Source organism: Shinella lacus, assembly GCF_010994755.1.
Lineage (GTDB): Bacteria > Pseudomonadota > Alphaproteobacteria > Rhizobiales > Rhizobiaceae > Shinella > Shinella lacus.
This window is the reverse complement of sequence record NZ_WHSB02000003.1, coordinates 333231-348360: the sequence shown is the minus strand read 5'-3', so window position 1 is coordinate 348360 and position 15130 is coordinate 333231. Positions and strand designations below refer to the sequence as shown.

Annotated in this window: 13 protein-coding genes; 5 read left to right on the top strand and 8 right to left on the bottom strand. The window is 64.4% G+C overall.

Annotation, left to right across the window (positions count from 1 at the left end; translation table 11 throughout):
• The 6 genes from GB927_RS09700 to GB927_RS09675 are packed head-to-tail and all read right to left on the bottom strand — an operon-like array spanning position 1 to position 8691.
• Positions 1 to 1686 (bottom strand): thiamine pyrophosphate-binding protein, encoded by a 1686-nt coding sequence (locus GB927_RS09700; protein ID WP_256116539.1) that lies wholly within the window; start codon positions 1684 to 1686, stop codon positions 1 to 3.
• Between the two features lie 16 nt (positions 1687 to 1702).
• Positions 1703 to 2896, bottom strand: coding sequence for an NAD(P)/FAD-dependent oxidoreductase (locus GB927_RS09695; RefSeq protein ID WP_256116538.1), 1194 nt, complete (start codon positions 2894 to 2896; stop codon positions 1703 to 1705).
• On the bottom strand, positions 2896 to 3702 hold the full coding sequence (locus GB927_RS09690; RefSeq protein ID WP_256116537.1) for an NAD-dependent epimerase/dehydratase family protein: 807 nt from the start codon (positions 3700 to 3702) through the stop codon (positions 2896 to 2898). Before GB927_RS09690 ends, GB927_RS09695 begins: the two co-directional genes overlap by 1 nt.
• 11 nt (positions 3703 to 3713) lie before the next feature.
• A complete protein-coding gene (locus GB927_RS09685; RefSeq protein ID WP_256116536.1) occupies positions 3714 to 4925 on the bottom strand; it encodes a pyridoxal phosphate-dependent aminotransferase in 1212 nt (403 codons plus the stop codon).
• On the bottom strand, positions 4922 to 6595 hold the full coding sequence (locus GB927_RS09680; RefSeq protein ID WP_256116535.1) for a hydantoinase B/oxoprolinase family protein: 1674 nt from the start codon (positions 6593 to 6595) through the stop codon (positions 4922 to 4924). The genes GB927_RS09685 and GB927_RS09680 overlap by 4 nt, the downstream gene beginning before the upstream one ends.
• Before the next feature lie 11 nt (positions 6596 to 6606).
• Positions 6607 to 8691, bottom strand: coding sequence for a hydantoinase/oxoprolinase family protein (locus GB927_RS09675; RefSeq protein ID WP_256116534.1), 2085 nt, complete (start codon positions 8689 to 8691; stop codon positions 6607 to 6609).
• 292 nt (positions 8692 to 8983) lie between these two features.
• On the opposite strand from GB927_RS09675, the gene GB927_RS09670 reads away from it, so the two are divergent.
• The 5 genes from GB927_RS09670 (at position 8984) to GB927_RS09650 (ending at position 13968) form a co-directional block, all read left to right on the top strand.
• Positions 8984 to 10105, top strand: a complete 1122-nt coding sequence (locus tag GB927_RS09670; RefSeq protein ID WP_256116533.1) for an ABC transporter substrate-binding protein — start codon at positions 8984 to 8986, stop codon at positions 10103 to 10105.
• Between the two features lie 77 nt (positions 10106 to 10182).
• Positions 10183 to 11100: an ABC transporter permease subunit gene (locus GB927_RS09665; RefSeq protein WP_256116532.1), complete on the top strand. Its 918-nt coding sequence runs from the start codon at positions 10183 to 10185 to the stop codon at positions 11098 to 11100.
• A gap of 14 nt (positions 11101 to 11114) precedes the next feature.
• Positions 11115 to 12422, top strand: a complete 1308-nt coding sequence (livM, locus tag GB927_RS09660; protein WP_256116531.1) for a high-affinity branched-chain amino acid ABC transporter permease LivM — start codon at positions 11115 to 11117, stop codon at positions 12420 to 12422.
• Positions 12419 to 13237, top strand: a complete 819-nt coding sequence (locus GB927_RS09655) for an ABC transporter ATP-binding protein (protein ID WP_256116529.1) — start codon at positions 12419 to 12421, stop codon at positions 13235 to 13237. The genes livM and GB927_RS09655 overlap by 4 nt, the downstream gene beginning before the upstream one ends.
• Entirely contained in the window at positions 13234 to 13968 is a 735-nt protein-coding gene (locus GB927_RS09650) for an ABC transporter ATP-binding protein (protein WP_256116528.1), read from the top strand. Before GB927_RS09655 ends, GB927_RS09650 begins: the two co-directional genes overlap by 4 nt.
• 4 nt (positions 13969 to 13972) lie before the next feature.
• On the opposite strand, the gene GB927_RS09645 is transcribed toward GB927_RS09650, so the two are convergent.
• Positions 13973 to 14134 (bottom strand): hypothetical protein, encoded by a 162-nt coding sequence (locus GB927_RS09645; RefSeq protein ID WP_256116527.1) that lies wholly within the window; start codon positions 14132 to 14134, stop codon positions 13973 to 13975.
• 99 nt (positions 14135 to 14233) lie between these two features.
• Positions 14234 to 14920 carry a GntR family transcriptional regulator gene (locus GB927_RS09640; protein ID WP_256116526.1) on the bottom strand — a complete coding sequence of 229 codons (687 nt, stop codon included), beginning with the start codon at positions 14918 to 14920 and terminating at the stop codon, positions 14234 to 14236.
• Positions 14921 to 15130 lie beyond the last annotated feature (210 nt).

The window sequence follows — 15130 nt, the reverse complement described above, 5'->3', positions numbered from 1 at the left end:
TCACCGGCCCGCGGCAAGCGCCTGCTCGCGGATCTGCGACAGGCTCATCTTCGGCGTCAGCGCCTCCGGATCGATGCGGATATCGATCAGCGCCGGCTTGCCGGATGCCTCCGAACGCCGGAAGGCATCGGCGAACTCTTCCGTGTTCTCCACCGTCTCGCCGTGCAGGCCGTAGGAGCGGGCGAGATCGGCAAAATCCGGATTGGTGAGCCGTGTGCCGGAAACCCGGCCCGGATAGTTTCGTTCCTGGTGCATGCGGATCGTGCCGTACATTCCGTTGTTGATGACAAGGAAGATGACGCGGGCATCATACTGCATCGCGGTGGCCAGTTCCTGCCCGTTCATCAGGAAGCAGCCATCGCCGGCGAAGGCGACGACCGCGCGCTCCGGCGCGGTGATCTTTGCCGCGATCGCCGCCGGCACGCCGTAGCCCATCGAGCCGTTGGTCGGCCCGAGCTGGGTGCGGAAGGTGCGGTACTGGTAGAAGCGGTGCGCCCAGGCGGAATAGTTGCCCGCCCCCGTCGTCAGGATCGCATTGGCCGGCAGGTGATCGCGCAACCATTCCATCACCGCGCCCATCTGCACGGGACCGGGAACCTGCGGGTAATCGATGTTTGCAAGATAGTCGGCATGCGCCGCCTTCGTCCATTCGACCCAACGCGGCGTAGCGGCGGGCTTCAGCTTCGTCGCTTGCGACAGGAAGCCGGCGACGCTCGCATTGATCGGCAACGTCGCGTAATAGACGCGGCCGAGTTCTTCGGCACCGGGGTGGATGTGAACGAGCGTCTGCTTCGGCACTGGAATATCGATCAGCGTATAGGACCCCGTGGTCATCTCGCCGAGCCGGGCACCGATGGAAATCAGCAGGTCGCAATCCTTGACGTGCTGGATCAGCTTCGGCCCGGCGGCAAGGCCGAGGTCGCCCGCATAGTTCGGATGCGTGTTGTCGAAGAGGTCCTGGCAGCGGAACGAGGCGGCGACCGGGAGCGAGAAGGCTTCCGAAAAGGCCTTGAGATCGGCAACGGCCTGCTGCGTCCAGCCACCCCCACCGGCGACGACCATTGGACGTTCGGCCTTCGCCAGCAGCGTGGTCAGTTCGTCGAGCTGCGGCTCTCCGGCATAGACTTCCACCCGCTTGAAAGCCGGTGTATCGGCAACGACCACAAGGTCGGTCAGCATATCCTCCGGCAGCGCCACCACCACCGGTCCCGGCCGGCCGTTGACGGCGCGGTGGAAGGCCTGGCTGATCAGTTCCGGAATGCGCGCCGCATCCTCGATCTCCACCACCCATTTCGCCATCTGGCCGAACATGCGGCGATAGTCGATCTCTTGGAAGGCCTCGCGTTCCATCTGGTCGCGCGCCACCTGGCCGATGAACAGGATCATCGGCGTCGAATCCTGGAAAGCCGTGTGCACGCCGACCGAGGCATTGGTGGCGCCCGGCCCGCGGGTGACGAAGCAGATGCCGGGCTTGCCCGTCAGCTTGCCATAGGCCTCCGCCATATAGGCCGCCCCGCCTTCCTGCCGGCAGATCACGAATTCGATCGTCTTTTCCGCATCATGGAAGGCATCCAGCACCGCCAGATAACTCTCGCCCGGCACGCCGAACACCCGCTCGACGCCATGGATTCTCAAGGCGTCGACCAGCACCTGGCCGCCGCTGCGGGCCTTGTTCTCGGTTTTCATGTCTGTCTCCCGGCCGTCAGATCACGGCATCTTCAAGGAAGGGGCGGTTCGCGGCCACACGCGCGTAGCCGAAGGGCGAAAGGTCGAGCGTGCGGAAGCCGCCATAGGTGATCAGTTCCGAAAGCCCCCGCCCCATGGCCGGCGACTGTTGCAGGCCATGGCCGGAAAAGCCGTTGGCGAAGAGGAAGTTCTTCAACTCGCCATGCGGGCCGAGGATGACATTGTGATCGAGCGTGCAATAATCGTAATGCCCCGCCCAACTGTTCACGACCTTGATCGCCTCGAAGGCCGGCACGCGATGGGCGAGCGTCTCCCAGATCTCATCCTCGAATTCGTGGTGCATCACCTCGAAATCGTTCGGATCGACCTCCGGATCGTGTTTCGGATAGGTGCCCATCAGGTAGAATTTCCCCTCTGGGCGGAAGAACACGCCGGTCGGGTCGATGGTGAGGCCGACCGAGCCTTCGAGCGGGGTGCGGCAATCCACGACGAACAGCGACCGCCGGCGTGGCTCGACCGGGATGTCGAGGCCGGCCATGCGGGCCATCTTCTTGCCGTTGGTGCCCGAGGTGTTGACCATCGTGCCGCAGGCGATCGTCTGCCCGCCCTTCGTCGTTACCGAGACCACGCGATCGCCCTCGCGGTTCACCGCGACAACTTCGTCCTCGATATATTCGACGCCGAGCGACCGGGCCTTCTTGCGGAAGCCCTGGAGGAGACCGACGCTGTCGAACCAGCCCTCGCCGCGCTCGCCGGTGCTGCCCAGCGTCAGCCCCTCGACGTTCAGCCAGGGAAACCGCCGGCCGAGCCCCTCGGGAGCGAGCAGCGAAACCTCGGCGCCGCAGGCGACCTGCGTTTCATGGTTGCGGCGAAGCACATCCGCGCCGCGCTCGTCGCCGGCGAGGAAGAGATAGCCGTTCTCGTGAAAGCCGATTTCCGGCGTGTCGTCGTCGACCGCGACGTTCTCCTCGAAATTGCGGATGAATTCCGTGCCGAACTGCGAGACCTTGACGTTGATCGCGTTGGAAAACTGGTGGCGGATGGAGCTGGAGGAGAGTGCCGTGGCCGAGCGCTGGTAGGTCCAGTCCTTCTCGATCACCAGCACGGAACCCGTAAAATCGGGATTGGTGGCGAGGAAATAGGCCGTGGCGCTGCCGACCACGGCTCCACCGACGATCACGACGTCATATGATGTCTTCGAAGCCTGCATCACTCGTCCTCGAAATGACCGGCAGCCGTGAAACTGCCGCCCTGGTAGCGCACGGCCGGGTCGTTCGGGTCGCCCTGCTCGGTCTTGGCGAAAACCTTGTCGGCATAGTCGTCGGCGCTGTCTTGCGGCTTGTAGCCGAGCACGGCGGCGGTGCGATTGTCCCAGAAGGCCTGCGAATTGTTCGACATGCCATAGGCGACCATGAAGCCGACGCGCGGCGCCGACAGGCTCTTTTCGACGAGCTGGCGGCAATCGCGATAGGAGAGCCAAGTGATGAGGTGGCGGCGATCGGTCGGCTCCGGAAAGCAGGAGCCGATGCGGAGCGAGACCGTCTCGATGCCGAACTTGTCGAAATAGTAACGCCCGAGGTTTTCCACGAAGGTCTTCGAGACGCCGTAGAGGCTATCCGGCCGCGTCGGCACGCTGCCGTCGATCGTCTCCGTTCGCTCGTAATAGCCGATGGCGTGCACGGAACTGGCATAGACGATGCGCTTGACGCCGTGGCGGCGCGCGGCCTCGTAGATGTGGTAGCCGCCGGAAATGTTGGAATCGAGGATGGTCTTCCATGCCCCTTCGAGCGGCTGCCCGCCGAGATGCACGATGGCGTCGCAGCCTTTCACCGCTTCCGAAACCGCATCGAAATCGGCAAGCTCCAGCGGGAAATCCTCCTCATGCGAGGCGACGTTTTCACAAGGTTTGCGGTCGGAAAGCCGGACGATCGTGCCGAGCCGCGTGCCGGACTGGCGAAGCGCCGTGCCGACGCTGCCGGCCGCCCCCGTCAATAAAACTCTCTGGAAATGGGACATGGGGTTCCTCGTTAGCGAAGCCGAGCCAAGGCATCGGCGATGCGCGCGATGGCCAGCGTGAGATTGTCGCGCGATGTGGCGAAGGACAGGCGGATATAGGGCTCGACGCCGAAGGCGGCGCCCGGCACGGTCGCGACCTTGCCTTCCGTCAGCAGGTAGGCGGCAAGCGCCGTGTCGTTCTCGATCACGGTGCCATCCGGTGCGGTCTTGCCGATATGGACGGCGCATTTCGGGAAGAGGTAGAAGGCGCCTTCCGGCGCGCGCACCTCAAGCCCCGGAATGGCGCGGAAGCCGCGTGTCACCAGCTCGCCGCGCGCCTTGTATTCCGCGACAGCCGTCGTGACGAAATCCTGCGGGCCGTTCAGCGCCGCGGCGGCGGCAACCTGCGTGATCGACGATGGGCAGGTCGTGCTCTGCGACTGCATCTTGTTCAGCACCTTCGTCAGCGCCTTCGGCCCCGCCGCATAACCCAGCCGCCAGCCGGTCATGGCATAGGCCTTGGAGACGCCGTTGATAAGCAGCGTGCGGTCGCGAAGCTCCGGGCAGGCATTGGCGAAGGAGGTGAAGGGCACGTCGGCACAGACGATGTGTTCGTAGATCTCGTCCGACATGATGGCGACGCGGGGATGGCGGGCCAGAACCTCGCCCAGCGCCTTCAGCTCGGCGGCGGTGTAGATCGCCCCTGTCGGGTTGGAAGGCGAATTGAACAGGAACCAGCGCGTCTTCGGCGTGATCGCCGCTTCCAGCCGTTCGGGCGTGATCTTGAAGGCCTGCTCGACGCCGCAGGGCACGATGACAGGCACGCCGCCATGTAAGATGACGATGTCCGTGTAGGAGACCCAGTAGGGCGCCGGCACGACCACCTCGTCGCCGGGCTCCAGCGTGCCGAGGAAGGCATTGAACAGAATCTGCTTGGCACCGTTGCCGATGGAAATCTCGTCCATGGCATAGTCGAGACCGTTCTCCCGCTTGAATTTGCGGACGATCGCCTCACGCAGCTCCGGCAGGCCATCGGGCGCGGTGTAGCGGGTGATGCCGCGCTTCATCGCATCCACCGCGGCGTCCACGATATGGGCGGGCGTGTCGAAATCCGGCTCACCGAGCGACAGGTCGATCACCTGCTCACCCTTCGCCCGCATGGCCTTCGCCGCCATGGAAACAGCCATTGAGGGCGAGGATTTGATGGTGGATGCCCGAAGACTTTCAAACGCGATCATGTTCATGCCTTGCCTCCCGCCTTGCCGTAAAGCGCGGCCTGCTCCTCTGTGATGTAACCATGCCTGACGTCATGGGCGACGACCTCTGCCGGACGCGCGGCCGGATCGCCATAACCTCCGCCGCCGGGCAGCGAGAGCACGAGGCGCCGACCTTCCGGCACGAATTGCAGGCCCTTGCCCTTCAGCGCCGTGCCGTCATCGAGCGCCACGCCGCCGGGCGCGCCGTCGAGGCCACCGTCACGGCCGCGGGCCGGGTGGTTCAAGCGGTCGAACATGGCGGAGAAGCGGAACGAAAACCCTTCGGCCGCTTCGATCTCGATCATCTGGCCGAGACCGCCGCGCTGGGCGCCAGCCCCGCCGGAGCCTTCGCGCAGTTCCTTGCGCCAGACGATGACCGGGCCGACATTCTCCGTCGCCTCAATCGGCATGGTGTGCACGCCGCTCGGGAAGGCGGTGGCGTTCAGCCCGTCCAGCGAGGCACGCGCGCCGGAACCGCCGGAATTGAACATCAGGATTTCCGCGCCCTTGCCGCCGATCTGGTCGGAAAGGGGTCGCACACTCATATGCAGGTTCCAGAGCGCGCTGGCACCCTCCGCCGGCACCTGGCCGGGCAGCGCCTGGTGCAGCGCGCCGAGCACGAGATCCGGCACGAAATGGCCGAGCACGTGGCGCACGGCGACGGGCGCAGGGCGCTTGGCATTGAGGATGCAGCCTTCGGGCGCCGCGACATCGAAGGGCGCGAGCGAGGCGGCATTGTTCGGAATTTCCGGCGCGACCACGCATTTGATGCCGTAGCAGGCGTAGGCCTTGGCATAGACGAGCGGCACGTTAATGCCGAACTTGCTCATGCCCGACGTGCCGTCGAAATCGACCAGCACGCCCTCCGGGCCGATGGTGAGCTTGGCAGCCAGATGCACCGGCTCGCCATAACCGTCGAGATCGAGGCTGTAGGACCAGCTGCCATGCGGCAGGTTCTTCAGCCGCTCCAACGTTGCCTCGCGGCTGTGCTTCAGGATGAAGCCGCCGATCATCGACAGGTCTTCGAGATTGAATTCCGTCAGCATGTCGATGAGGCGACGGTGGCCGGTCTCGTTGCAGGCGGCGAGCGCATGAAAGTCGCCGACCACCTTGTCGTTCTCCCGCACATTGTTGCGCACGATGTGGATGAGCGTGCGGTTCAGTTCGCCGCGCTCGACGAACTTCATGATCGGGATGAAGAGGCCCTCTTCATAGACTTCGCGCGCATCCGGCCCGAAGCCGCGACCGCCGATATCGACCACATGGGCGGTGGAGGCGAAATAGCCGACCAGCTTGCCATGATGGAAGGACGGCGTGACGACCGTGATGTCGTGCAGGTGGCCGGTGCCCTTCCACGGATCGTTGGTGATGTAGACGTCGCCTTCAAAGATGTTTTCCGGACCGATATCGCGGATGAAATGGGCGACGGATTCGGCCATGGCGTTGACATGGCCCGGCGTGCCGGTGACGGCCTGCGCCAGCATGCGGCCTTCGAGGTCGAACACCCCGGCGGAGAGGTCGCCCGCCTCGCGCACGGAGGTGGAAAACGCGGTGCGGATCAGCGTTTGGGCCTGTTCCTCCACGACGGAGATCAGGCGGTTCCACATGACCTGCATATGGATATCGATCAGAGATCGATTTTCGGGGGACTGGTTCATCGGTTCGTTCCTTACAGCCGGGTAACGAGCAGGCACCCGTCGTTCTGGACGACGGCCTTGAAGGCGGCGGTGAGCATGGTGGAGGTCTCGCGCTCCACGACGATGGCGGGACCTTTCACGACATCGCCGGGCTTCAGGTCATCACGCTCATGAATGCCGGCATCAAGGAAGGCGCCTTGCGCGGCTTCGAAGAGACGGCGGGTCTTTGCCGACGTGACGACGCTGCCCTCATCGACAGCGGCAACCCGTTCCACCGGCGGCAGCGGCGAACTGGCCTTCACGGACCAGCTGACGATCTCGATGTCCAGCCCCTCGATGGCGCGGCCGAAGAAGCGGGCATAATCGGCTTCGAACAGGTCCACGAGCTTTTCCGCGCTCTGAGCATCGAACCGATCGGCGGCGAGCGCCACGGGAATATCCCAGCCCTGCCCCGCATACCGCATGAAGAGCGTGCGTTCGATCACCGGTGCGCCGGCATCCAGCCCGCCTTCCACGAAGCCGGTCGCCTCGGCCTTCATGCTGTCCAGCAGATGATTGGCCGCGGTAAAATCGAAATCGGAGAGATTGAAGACGGCGCTGCGCACCGATTCATAGCCGAAGGGCGCGCGCAGGAAGCCGATGGCCGAACCGACACCGGCACCGGCCGGCACGAGGAAGGTGGAGATGCCCATCTTCTCGCAAAGCCTTGCGGCATGCAGCGGGCCAGCGCCGCCGAAGGTGATCATGGTGAAATCGGCGATGTTCTTGCCGTTTTCGACCGTGTGGACGCGGCCGGCATTGGCCATGTTCTCGTCCACCATCTCGCAGGTGCCGTAGGCGGCGCCATCCGGATCGAGGCCGATCACCGCGCCGATATCGTCCGCCATCGCCTGACGGCTCGCCGCGACGGAGAGCGGAATGGCGCCACCGGCAAAGTTGTCGGGGTCGAGCTTGCCGAGAATGAGGTCCGCATCGGTGACGGTCGGGTTCTTGCCGCCGCGCTGGTAACAGGCCGGACCGGGCTCGGAGGCGGCGGAATGCGGGCCGACGCGGATCTGACGCATGGCATCGACGCCGGCGATGGAGCCGCCGCCGGCACCGATTTCCACCATCTCGACCACAGGAATGGAGATCGGCATGCCGGAGCCCTTGCGGAAGCGATAGGTGCGGGCGACCTCGAAGGTCTTGGCGGTCTTCGGCACCTGGTTCTCGATCAGGCAGATCTTGGCCGTCGTGCCGCCCATGTCGAAGGAGAGCACCGTGTCGAGGCCGTGGCGCCGGGCGATATCGGCGGCGAAGATCGCGCCGCCCGCGGGACCGGATTCGACGAGGCGCACCGGAAACTCCGAGGCGCTTTCCACCGAGACGATGCCGCCGCCGGAATGGATCATGAAGACCGGACATCCGACGCCGATCTGCTTCAGCGAGACGACGAGACGGTCGAGATAGGATTTGATCGCGGGCTTCACATAGGCATTGGCGCAGACCGTGTTGAAGCGCTCGAATTCGCGCATCTGCGGCGAGACTTCCGACGAGATCGACACGGAGACATGTGGCAGGCGCTTCACGAGGGCGTCGCGCACGGCGGCCTCATGCGCGCCGTTGGCGTAAGCGTGGATGAAGCCGATGGCGACGCTTTCATAGCCGCCTGCCGCGATGGCCGAGACGACGGCCTCGACGGAAGCCTCGTCCAGCGCCAGCAGCACCTTGCCGGCGGCGTTCATGCGTTCGCGCACGGTAAAGCGGTCGGCTCGGGCGATCAGTGCCGGCGGCAGGGTGATGTTGAGATCGTACTGCTCGAAGCGGTTTTCCGTGCGCATTTCCAGCGTGTCGCGAAAACCCTCGGAGGTGACGAAGGCGGTCTTGGCGCCGCGCCGCTCGATCAGCGCATTGGTGGCGAGCGTCGTGCCGTGGATCAGCAGGCCGATTTCCGAGAGCGCGATGCCGGCGAGTTCGGCGACGGCGGCGACGCCCTTGAGGATCGCCCGCTCCGGTGCGGTGTAGTCGGTCAGCACCTTCGTCGAATGGAGCGCGCCATCCACATCGAGGGCGATGTCCGTGAAGGTGCCGCCGATATCCACCCCGACGCGGCAGTTCCGCGGTGCGTTGTTCACCATGTCGTTCCCCACACTCGATTCCCTGTCGCTTGGACCTTTGAGCACCAGTTTCCACGGCTGGCGCAGCGATGCAAGATTTCTGCTTGACGGATTTTGGATATATCACTTATCATACATGTGTCAACTTGAAATACCGACGGATTGCGACAGGGGAAGCGTCGCAATCACGACAGAGACCGTTTGCCACCAACCCGGCCGGAAGAGCCGGCGGCGGGCGGAAAAGAACCAGAACGCCGATTGAACGCGCGTCGCATCAAGGAAGATCAACGGCTTAACCAGAGGGAAGCCTTTCATGACTCGTTTCTCGACATTCTTCGCGGCCACCGCGATTGCATCTTCGCTGTTTCTCGTTCCGGCACTCGCCGCCGACACCATCAAGATCGGCGTCGCCGGCCCGATGACCGGCGCCAACGCCACCTTCGGCGAGCAGGTCTGGACAGGCGTCTCGGCCTATGTGAACGAAGTGAACGCCTCCGGCGGCATTGACGGCAAGCAGATCGAGCTCGTGAAGGGCGACGATGCCTGCGAGCCGAAACAGGCCGTCGCCGTCGCCAACCGCTTCGTCGACCAGGACAAGGTGCAGGCCGTCGTCGGCCATTTCTGCTCGTCGAGCACGATCCCGGCCTCGGAGATCTACAACGACAACGGCATCCTGACGGTCACGCCGTCCTCGACCAACCCGATCGTCACCGATCGCGGCTTCGAGACCATGTTCCGCACCTGCGGGCGCGACGACCAGCAGGCTGTGGTCGCCGGCGCCTTCATTCTCGATACGCTGAAGCTCGACAAGATCGCGCTGATCCATGACAAGGACACCTATGGCCAGGGCCTCGTCGATGCCTTGAAGAAGACGCTGGAAGAGCGCGGCGTCGAACCGGTGCTCTACGAGGGCCTGACGCGCGGCGAGCGCGACTTCAATGCGCTGGTCACCAAGATCAAGAGCGCCGGCGCCACCGCCGTCTATTTCGGCGGCCTCATTCCGGAAGCTGGCCCCCTCATCCGCCAGATCCACGAACAGGGCCTCGACGTGAAGTTCGTCAGCGGCGATGCGCTGGCCCAGACCGAAATCGTCACCGCCGCCGGCGGCGCGCAGAACCTGAAGAACGTCTACTACTCCTCCGCCGCCAACCCGCTGGAAGACCCGGCGACGGCGGATGCGCAGGCGGCGTTGAAGAAGGCGAACATCGCCCCCGACAACTACACGCTCTTCGGCTATGCCAGCGCGCAGACCATCGTCGCGGCCGTCCAGGGCACCAAGGAAGGCTCCGTCGAGGACCAGATCGCGTGGCTTCGCGCCAACTCCGTCAAGTCGGCGGTTGGTGATCTCGCCTGGAACGACAAGGGCGACGTGAAGGACTTCAAGTTCGTCTTCTACGCCTTCGACGACGCGGGCGCCCCGGTTCCCAGCAACTAAGCTCCTTCGAGCCGGCCGGCTGAAGCGCGTCTTCAGCCGGCCTCCAATTGCCAGAACAATCCATAAAGGGGTTCGCCATGGACGCGTTCATCTTGGCGCAGCAGCTCGTCAACGGCGTGACGCTCGGCACGATTTACGGCCTCATCGCCGTCGGATACACCATGGTCTACGGGGTCATCCGCATGATCAACTTCGCCCATGGCGATGTCTACATGGTCTCCGCCTATATCGCCGCGATCACGCTGGCCGTGCTGCATTTCTTCGGCTTCCAGTCCGTGCCCTTCGCACTGATCTCGATCCTCATCATCACCTGCGTTATTACCGGCATTTATGGCTGGGCGATCGAGCGGGTGGCCTACCGGCCGCTTCGGGGCTCCACCAAGCTCGCGCCGCTGATCTCGGCGATCGGCATCTCGCTGATGCTGCAGAGCTATGTGCAGATCTCGCAGGGCGCGCGCGACCAGGGCGTGCCGATCCTCATCCAGGGCGCCTTCCGCTTCGGCGAGGGCCAGCATTTCGTGCAGATCACCTATATGCAGACGGTGATCCTGATTGCAGCGCTGGTCGCCATGGGCATCCTCACCTATGTGATCAACTATACGCGCATCGGCCGCGAATGCCGCGCCACTCGGCAGAACCGGCAGATTTCCGCCATCCTCGGCGTCAACACGGACCGGATCATCTCCTCCGTCTTCGTCATCGGCGCGGCGACGGCCGCCGTGGGCGGCACGCTGGTGACCTTCAACTACGGTTCGTTCAATTTCTTCATCGGCTTCGTCATGGGCATCAAGGCCTTCACCGCGGCCGTTCTCGGCGGCATCGGCTCGCTGCCGGGCGCCGTGCTCGGCGGCATCCTGCTCGGCCTGACGGAGGCGCTGTTCGCCGGCTACGTCAGCACCGATTACAAGGACGTCTTCGCCTTCTCGCTCCTCATCATCCTCCTGTTCTTCCGCCCCTACGGCCTGCTCGGCCGGGCGGAAGTGCAGAAGGTCTGACGGGAGGAAACGCCATGCAGAACAATCGCCTTGCCTCCCTTCTCAAGGAAGCCGTCCTCACCTTCGTCATCTCGCTCATCCTGTTCGGACCGATCTCCGGCCTGGTGCTCGACGGCTTCGGTTTTCGCAACGAACTCGGCCGTTCGGTGACGCTCGCGGCCATCATCACGGCCGGCCGCGTGCTCGTCTCGCTTGCCGGCATGAGCGAAATCGGCAAACGCCTGCGCAGCCGGCTCACGAGCAGCAATTCCGGCGTCACCGTCAATACCGGGCAGGAACGCTCTCCCCTCCTGCCGCTCGCGGTGCTGTTCCTTGCCGGTCTCGCCCTGCCCTTCTTCGCCGACAAATATTTCCTCGGCATCGCGATCCTCGCGCTGATCTATTGCCTGCTCGGCTTGGGCCTCAATATCGTCGTCGGCCTTGCCGGCCTGCTCGATCTCGGCTTCGTCGCCTTCTATGCGGTCGGCGCCTATCTCTTGGCGCTCGGCTATCAGTATCTCGGCCTCGGCTTCTGGAGCGCGCTGGTCATCGCGCCCTTCCTCGCCGGGCTTTTCGGCATGGTCCTCGCATTCCCCGTGCTGAAGATGCATGGCGACTATCTCGCCATCGTCACGCTCGGCTTCGGCGAGATCATCCGCCTGGTGCTGAACAACTGGCTGGAATTCACTGGCGGACCGAACGGCGCGCCCGTGCCCGCCCCCACCCTCTTCGGCCTCGAATTCACCCGCACGGCCAAGCAGGGCGGCGTGCCGATCCATGAATTCCTCGGCATCAGCTATAGCGGCGACTACAAGTTCTGGTTCATCTATGTCGTGCTGTTCCTCGTCGTCTGCGCGGTCATCTACGCCGTGCACCGGCTGCGTGTCATGCCGCTCGGGCGCATGTGGGAAGCGTTGCGCGAAGACGAGATCGCCTGTCGCTCGCTCGGCGTGAACCACGTCTTTACGAAACTTTCCGCCTTCATGCTCGGTGCCTCAACGGGCGGCATTGCCGGCGTGTTCTTCGCGGTCCACCAGGGCTTCGTGAACCCGACATCCTTCACCTTCTTCGAATCCGCCCTCATCCTCGCCATCGTCGTGCTCGGCGGCCTCGGCTCCACGGTCGGCGTCGTCCTTGCCGCCATCGTGCTGACCATCCTGCCAGAGCTGCTGCGCGACTTTGCCGAATACCGCGTGCTGGTCTTCGGCATCCTCATGGTGGTGATGATGATCTGGAAGCCGCGCGGCCTGGTGCGCCTCACCCGCCCCGCCTTCTTCCCCTCCAGCCACAGCGAGGCGGGCATCGCGCTCCGTCTTGAGCCGCAGACGGAGGCCGGACGATGAAGACGCCTATTCTGGAAGTCCAGAACGTCACCATGCGTTTCGGCGGCATCGTCGCCAATCGCGATGTCAGCTTCGCCGCCGAGAGGGGCGCCATCACCGCGCTGATCGGCCCGAACGGTGCCGGCAAGACGACGATCTTCAACTGCATCACCGGCTTCTACCGCGCCAGCGAAGGCCGCATCCTGCTCAATGGTCGCAACGGCCCGCAGGATATCGGCCAGTTGATGACGCGGCCGATTACCGGCGGCTCGCACCTCGTCACCCGCGCCGGCATCGCCCGCACCTTCCAGAACATCCGGCTGTTCAAGGAAATGTCGGTGGTGGAAAACCTGCTGGTCGCCCAGCATCTCGCCACCCGCAACAACCTGCTGAGCGGCGTCTTCCGCACCCGCGCCTACCGCGCCGCCGAGACCGAGGCGGTCGACCGCGCCTATTTCTGGCTGTCCCAGATGAACCTCGCCAGCGACGCCAACCGCCTTGCCGGGGAACTGCCCTATGGCCGCCAGCGGAGGCTTGAGATCGCGCGGGCCATGTGCACCTCGCCGGCGCTGATCTGCCTCGACGAGCCGGCCGCCGGCCTCAACCCGTCGGAGACGCGGGAACTCTCCGAGGTCATCCAGCGGCTCTGCGCCGAACATGATCTCTCCGTGCTCGTCATCGAACACGACATGGGCCTCGTCATGCGCATCGCCGACCATATCGTCGTGCTCGATCACGGCGAGGTCATATCCGACGGCACGCCGGACAGCGTCGCCAACGACCCGGCGGTAATCGCCGCCTATCTCGGCGTCAGCGAGGAAGAGGTGACGGCATGAGCACGACAGAAACCACCGCCGGCCCGCTGCTGCAATTCGAAAGCGTGCATGCCCATTACGGGCCTGTCGAGGCGCTGAAAGCGGTCGACGTGCAGATCTCGAAGGGCGAGATCGTCAGCCTGATCGGCGCGAACGGCGCCGGCAAGACGACGCTCCTCGCCACCATCTTCGGTGCGCCGCGCACCTCGTCCGGCCGCATCCTGCATCGCGGCGAGGACATTTCGACCCTGCCGACGAACCGCATTTCGCGGCGCGGCATCGCGCTGGTGCCGGAAGGACGGCAGATCTTCCAGGACATGACCGTCGAGGAAAACCTGATGATGGGCACGACGCCCATCGGCATGGGGCATTTCGAGGAGGACCGGGCGCAGATGTTCGACCTCTTCCCGCGCCTCAAGGAGCGCCGCAGCCAGACGGCCGGCACCATGTCGGGCGGCGAGCAGCAGATGCTGGCGATCGCGCGGGCCATGATGGCGCGGCCGGAACTGATCCTCTTCGACGAACCGTCGCTGGGGCTCGCACCCCTTGTCGTCAAGCGGGTCTTCGAAGTGCTGGCGGAGATCGCCGCCATGGGCAAGACGATCTTCCTCGTCGAGCAGAACGCCAACCATGCGCTGAAACTCTCGCAGCGCGCCTATGTGATGGTCAACGGCCGGATCCATCTTTCCGGTGAAAGCGCTGCGCTGCTCGACAATGCCGAAGTGCGCAAGGCCTATCTCGGCCTGCATTGAGGGCTCAGAGAGCCTGCGGCGCGAGGAACTGGTAATAGGCCCAGACGAGTGCGATCACGGCGATGACGGCGAGCCAGATGAGGCCCTTTTTCGGTCCCGGCGCCTTGGGCTTGTTCTCGGGCTCCGGCTTCCGGCGTTCGAATTTCAGAACATTGTTGTCGTTCAAGGCGGCCTCCGACGCACGGGCAGAACAAATCGCGCAGAGATTTACCGGCGATTGACCCCGACCGGCAAGCGCCTCGGCGCAAAAGTTCCCGTCTTTCCGTCAGGCCGTTTTCCCGAGCGCGGCGATCCGTTCGAAATGGCTGCGCCCGAGAAGACCGGCGCCGTCGCGGATATCGGCGGCGATGGCGGCCTTCAGGGCTTCCGCATCCTGCTTGACGATTGCCACCAGCGCCTCGGCGTGCCGGTCGACCTGGTAGGTCTCCGACAGCGTCTCGCCCGCCCGGCGCATGAAGGGCCCGAGGCGCAGCCAGAGGGATTCGATCAGCGGCAGCAGCACGGTGCCCGGCCGCGCCTCGTAAAGGCAGCGGTGGAAATCGAAATTCGCCTCCACCAGCCGCCCGAAAGCGCCCTCTGCAAGTGCTTGGTCGGCCTGCTTGTCGAAGGCCCGCATGCGGGCGAGCCGTGTCTCGTCGATAAAGGGCATGGCGCGCTCGGCAGCCCGCGTTTCCAGCGCCACGCGGGCCTCCAGCACCTCTTCGAAACGCTGCGGATCGAGGTCCGGCACGCGCACCCGGCGGTTGTCGAGCAGCTCCAGCGCGCCATCGGCGACGAGGCGGTGCAGGGCCTCGCGCACCGGCATCGCGCTGACGCCAAGCGTCTCGGCAAGGCCGTTGATGGTGACCGGGTCGCCCGGCTCGAACTGGCCCGTCATGATGCCCCGCCTGAGCACGCGGTAGACCCACTGCTTGGCCGATTCGGAAGTCTCTCGACTGGCTGCAACCAACATGCTCAAATCCTCCCGTCTGCAGACCCGGCCCATGCCGTCTTTCGTCTCAGGGCTGAATTCCGTGATCTTTGCACGCAGGGCGGATAAATTCCCAAAGCACAAAATGGCCCTTTACAGATTTGATCAAATTATGGTTTGTTGTGATCATAAGCAAGACAAGCCTATCACATAAGAGCCGTGATTAGCGGCCGGACGAGAGGACAGCCGGCG

Bases quoted from the DNA above. Each gene is read 5' to 3' on its own strand.
- GB927_RS09700 (WP_256116539.1), bottom strand. From the start codon at position 1,686: ATGAAAACCGAGAACAAGGCCCGCAGCGGCGGCCAGGTGCTGGTCGAC.
- GB927_RS09680 (WP_256116535.1), bottom strand. From the start codon at position 6,595: ATGAACCAGTCCCCCGAAAATCGATCTCTGATCGATATCCATATGCAG.
- GB927_RS09690 (WP_256116537.1), bottom strand. From the start codon at position 3,702: ATGTCCCATTTCCAGAGAGTTTTATTGACGGGGGCGGCCGGCAGCGTC.
- GB927_RS09685 (WP_256116536.1), bottom strand. From the start codon at position 4,925: ATGAACATGATCGCGTTTGAAAGTCTTCGGGCATCCACCATCAAATCC.
- GB927_RS09655 (WP_256116529.1), top strand. From the start codon at position 12,419: ATGAAGACGCCTATTCTGGAAGTCCAGAACGTCACCATGCGTTTCGGC.
- GB927_RS09695 (WP_256116538.1), bottom strand. From the start codon at position 2,896: ATGCAGGCTTCGAAGACATCATATGACGTCGTGATCGTCGGTGGAGCC.
- GB927_RS09675 (WP_256116534.1), bottom strand. From the start codon at position 8,691: ATGGTGAACAACGCACCGCGGAACTGCCGCGTCGGGGTGGATATCGGC.
- GB927_RS09640 (WP_256116526.1), bottom strand. From the start codon at position 14,920: ATGTTGGTTGCAGCCAGTCGAGAGACTTCCGAATCGGCCAAGCAGTGG.
- GB927_RS09650 (WP_256116528.1), top strand. From the start codon at position 13,234: ATGAGCACGACAGAAACCACCGCCGGCCCGCTGCTGCAATTCGAAAGC.
- GB927_RS09670 (WP_256116533.1), top strand. From the start codon at position 8,984: ATGACTCGTTTCTCGACATTCTTCGCGGCCACCGCGATTGCATCTTCG.
- GB927_RS09665 (WP_256116532.1), top strand. From the start codon at position 10,183: ATGGACGCGTTCATCTTGGCGCAGCAGCTCGTCAACGGCGTGACGCTC.
- livM (WP_256116531.1), top strand. From the start codon at position 11,115: ATGCAGAACAATCGCCTTGCCTCCCTTCTCAAGGAAGCCGTCCTCACC.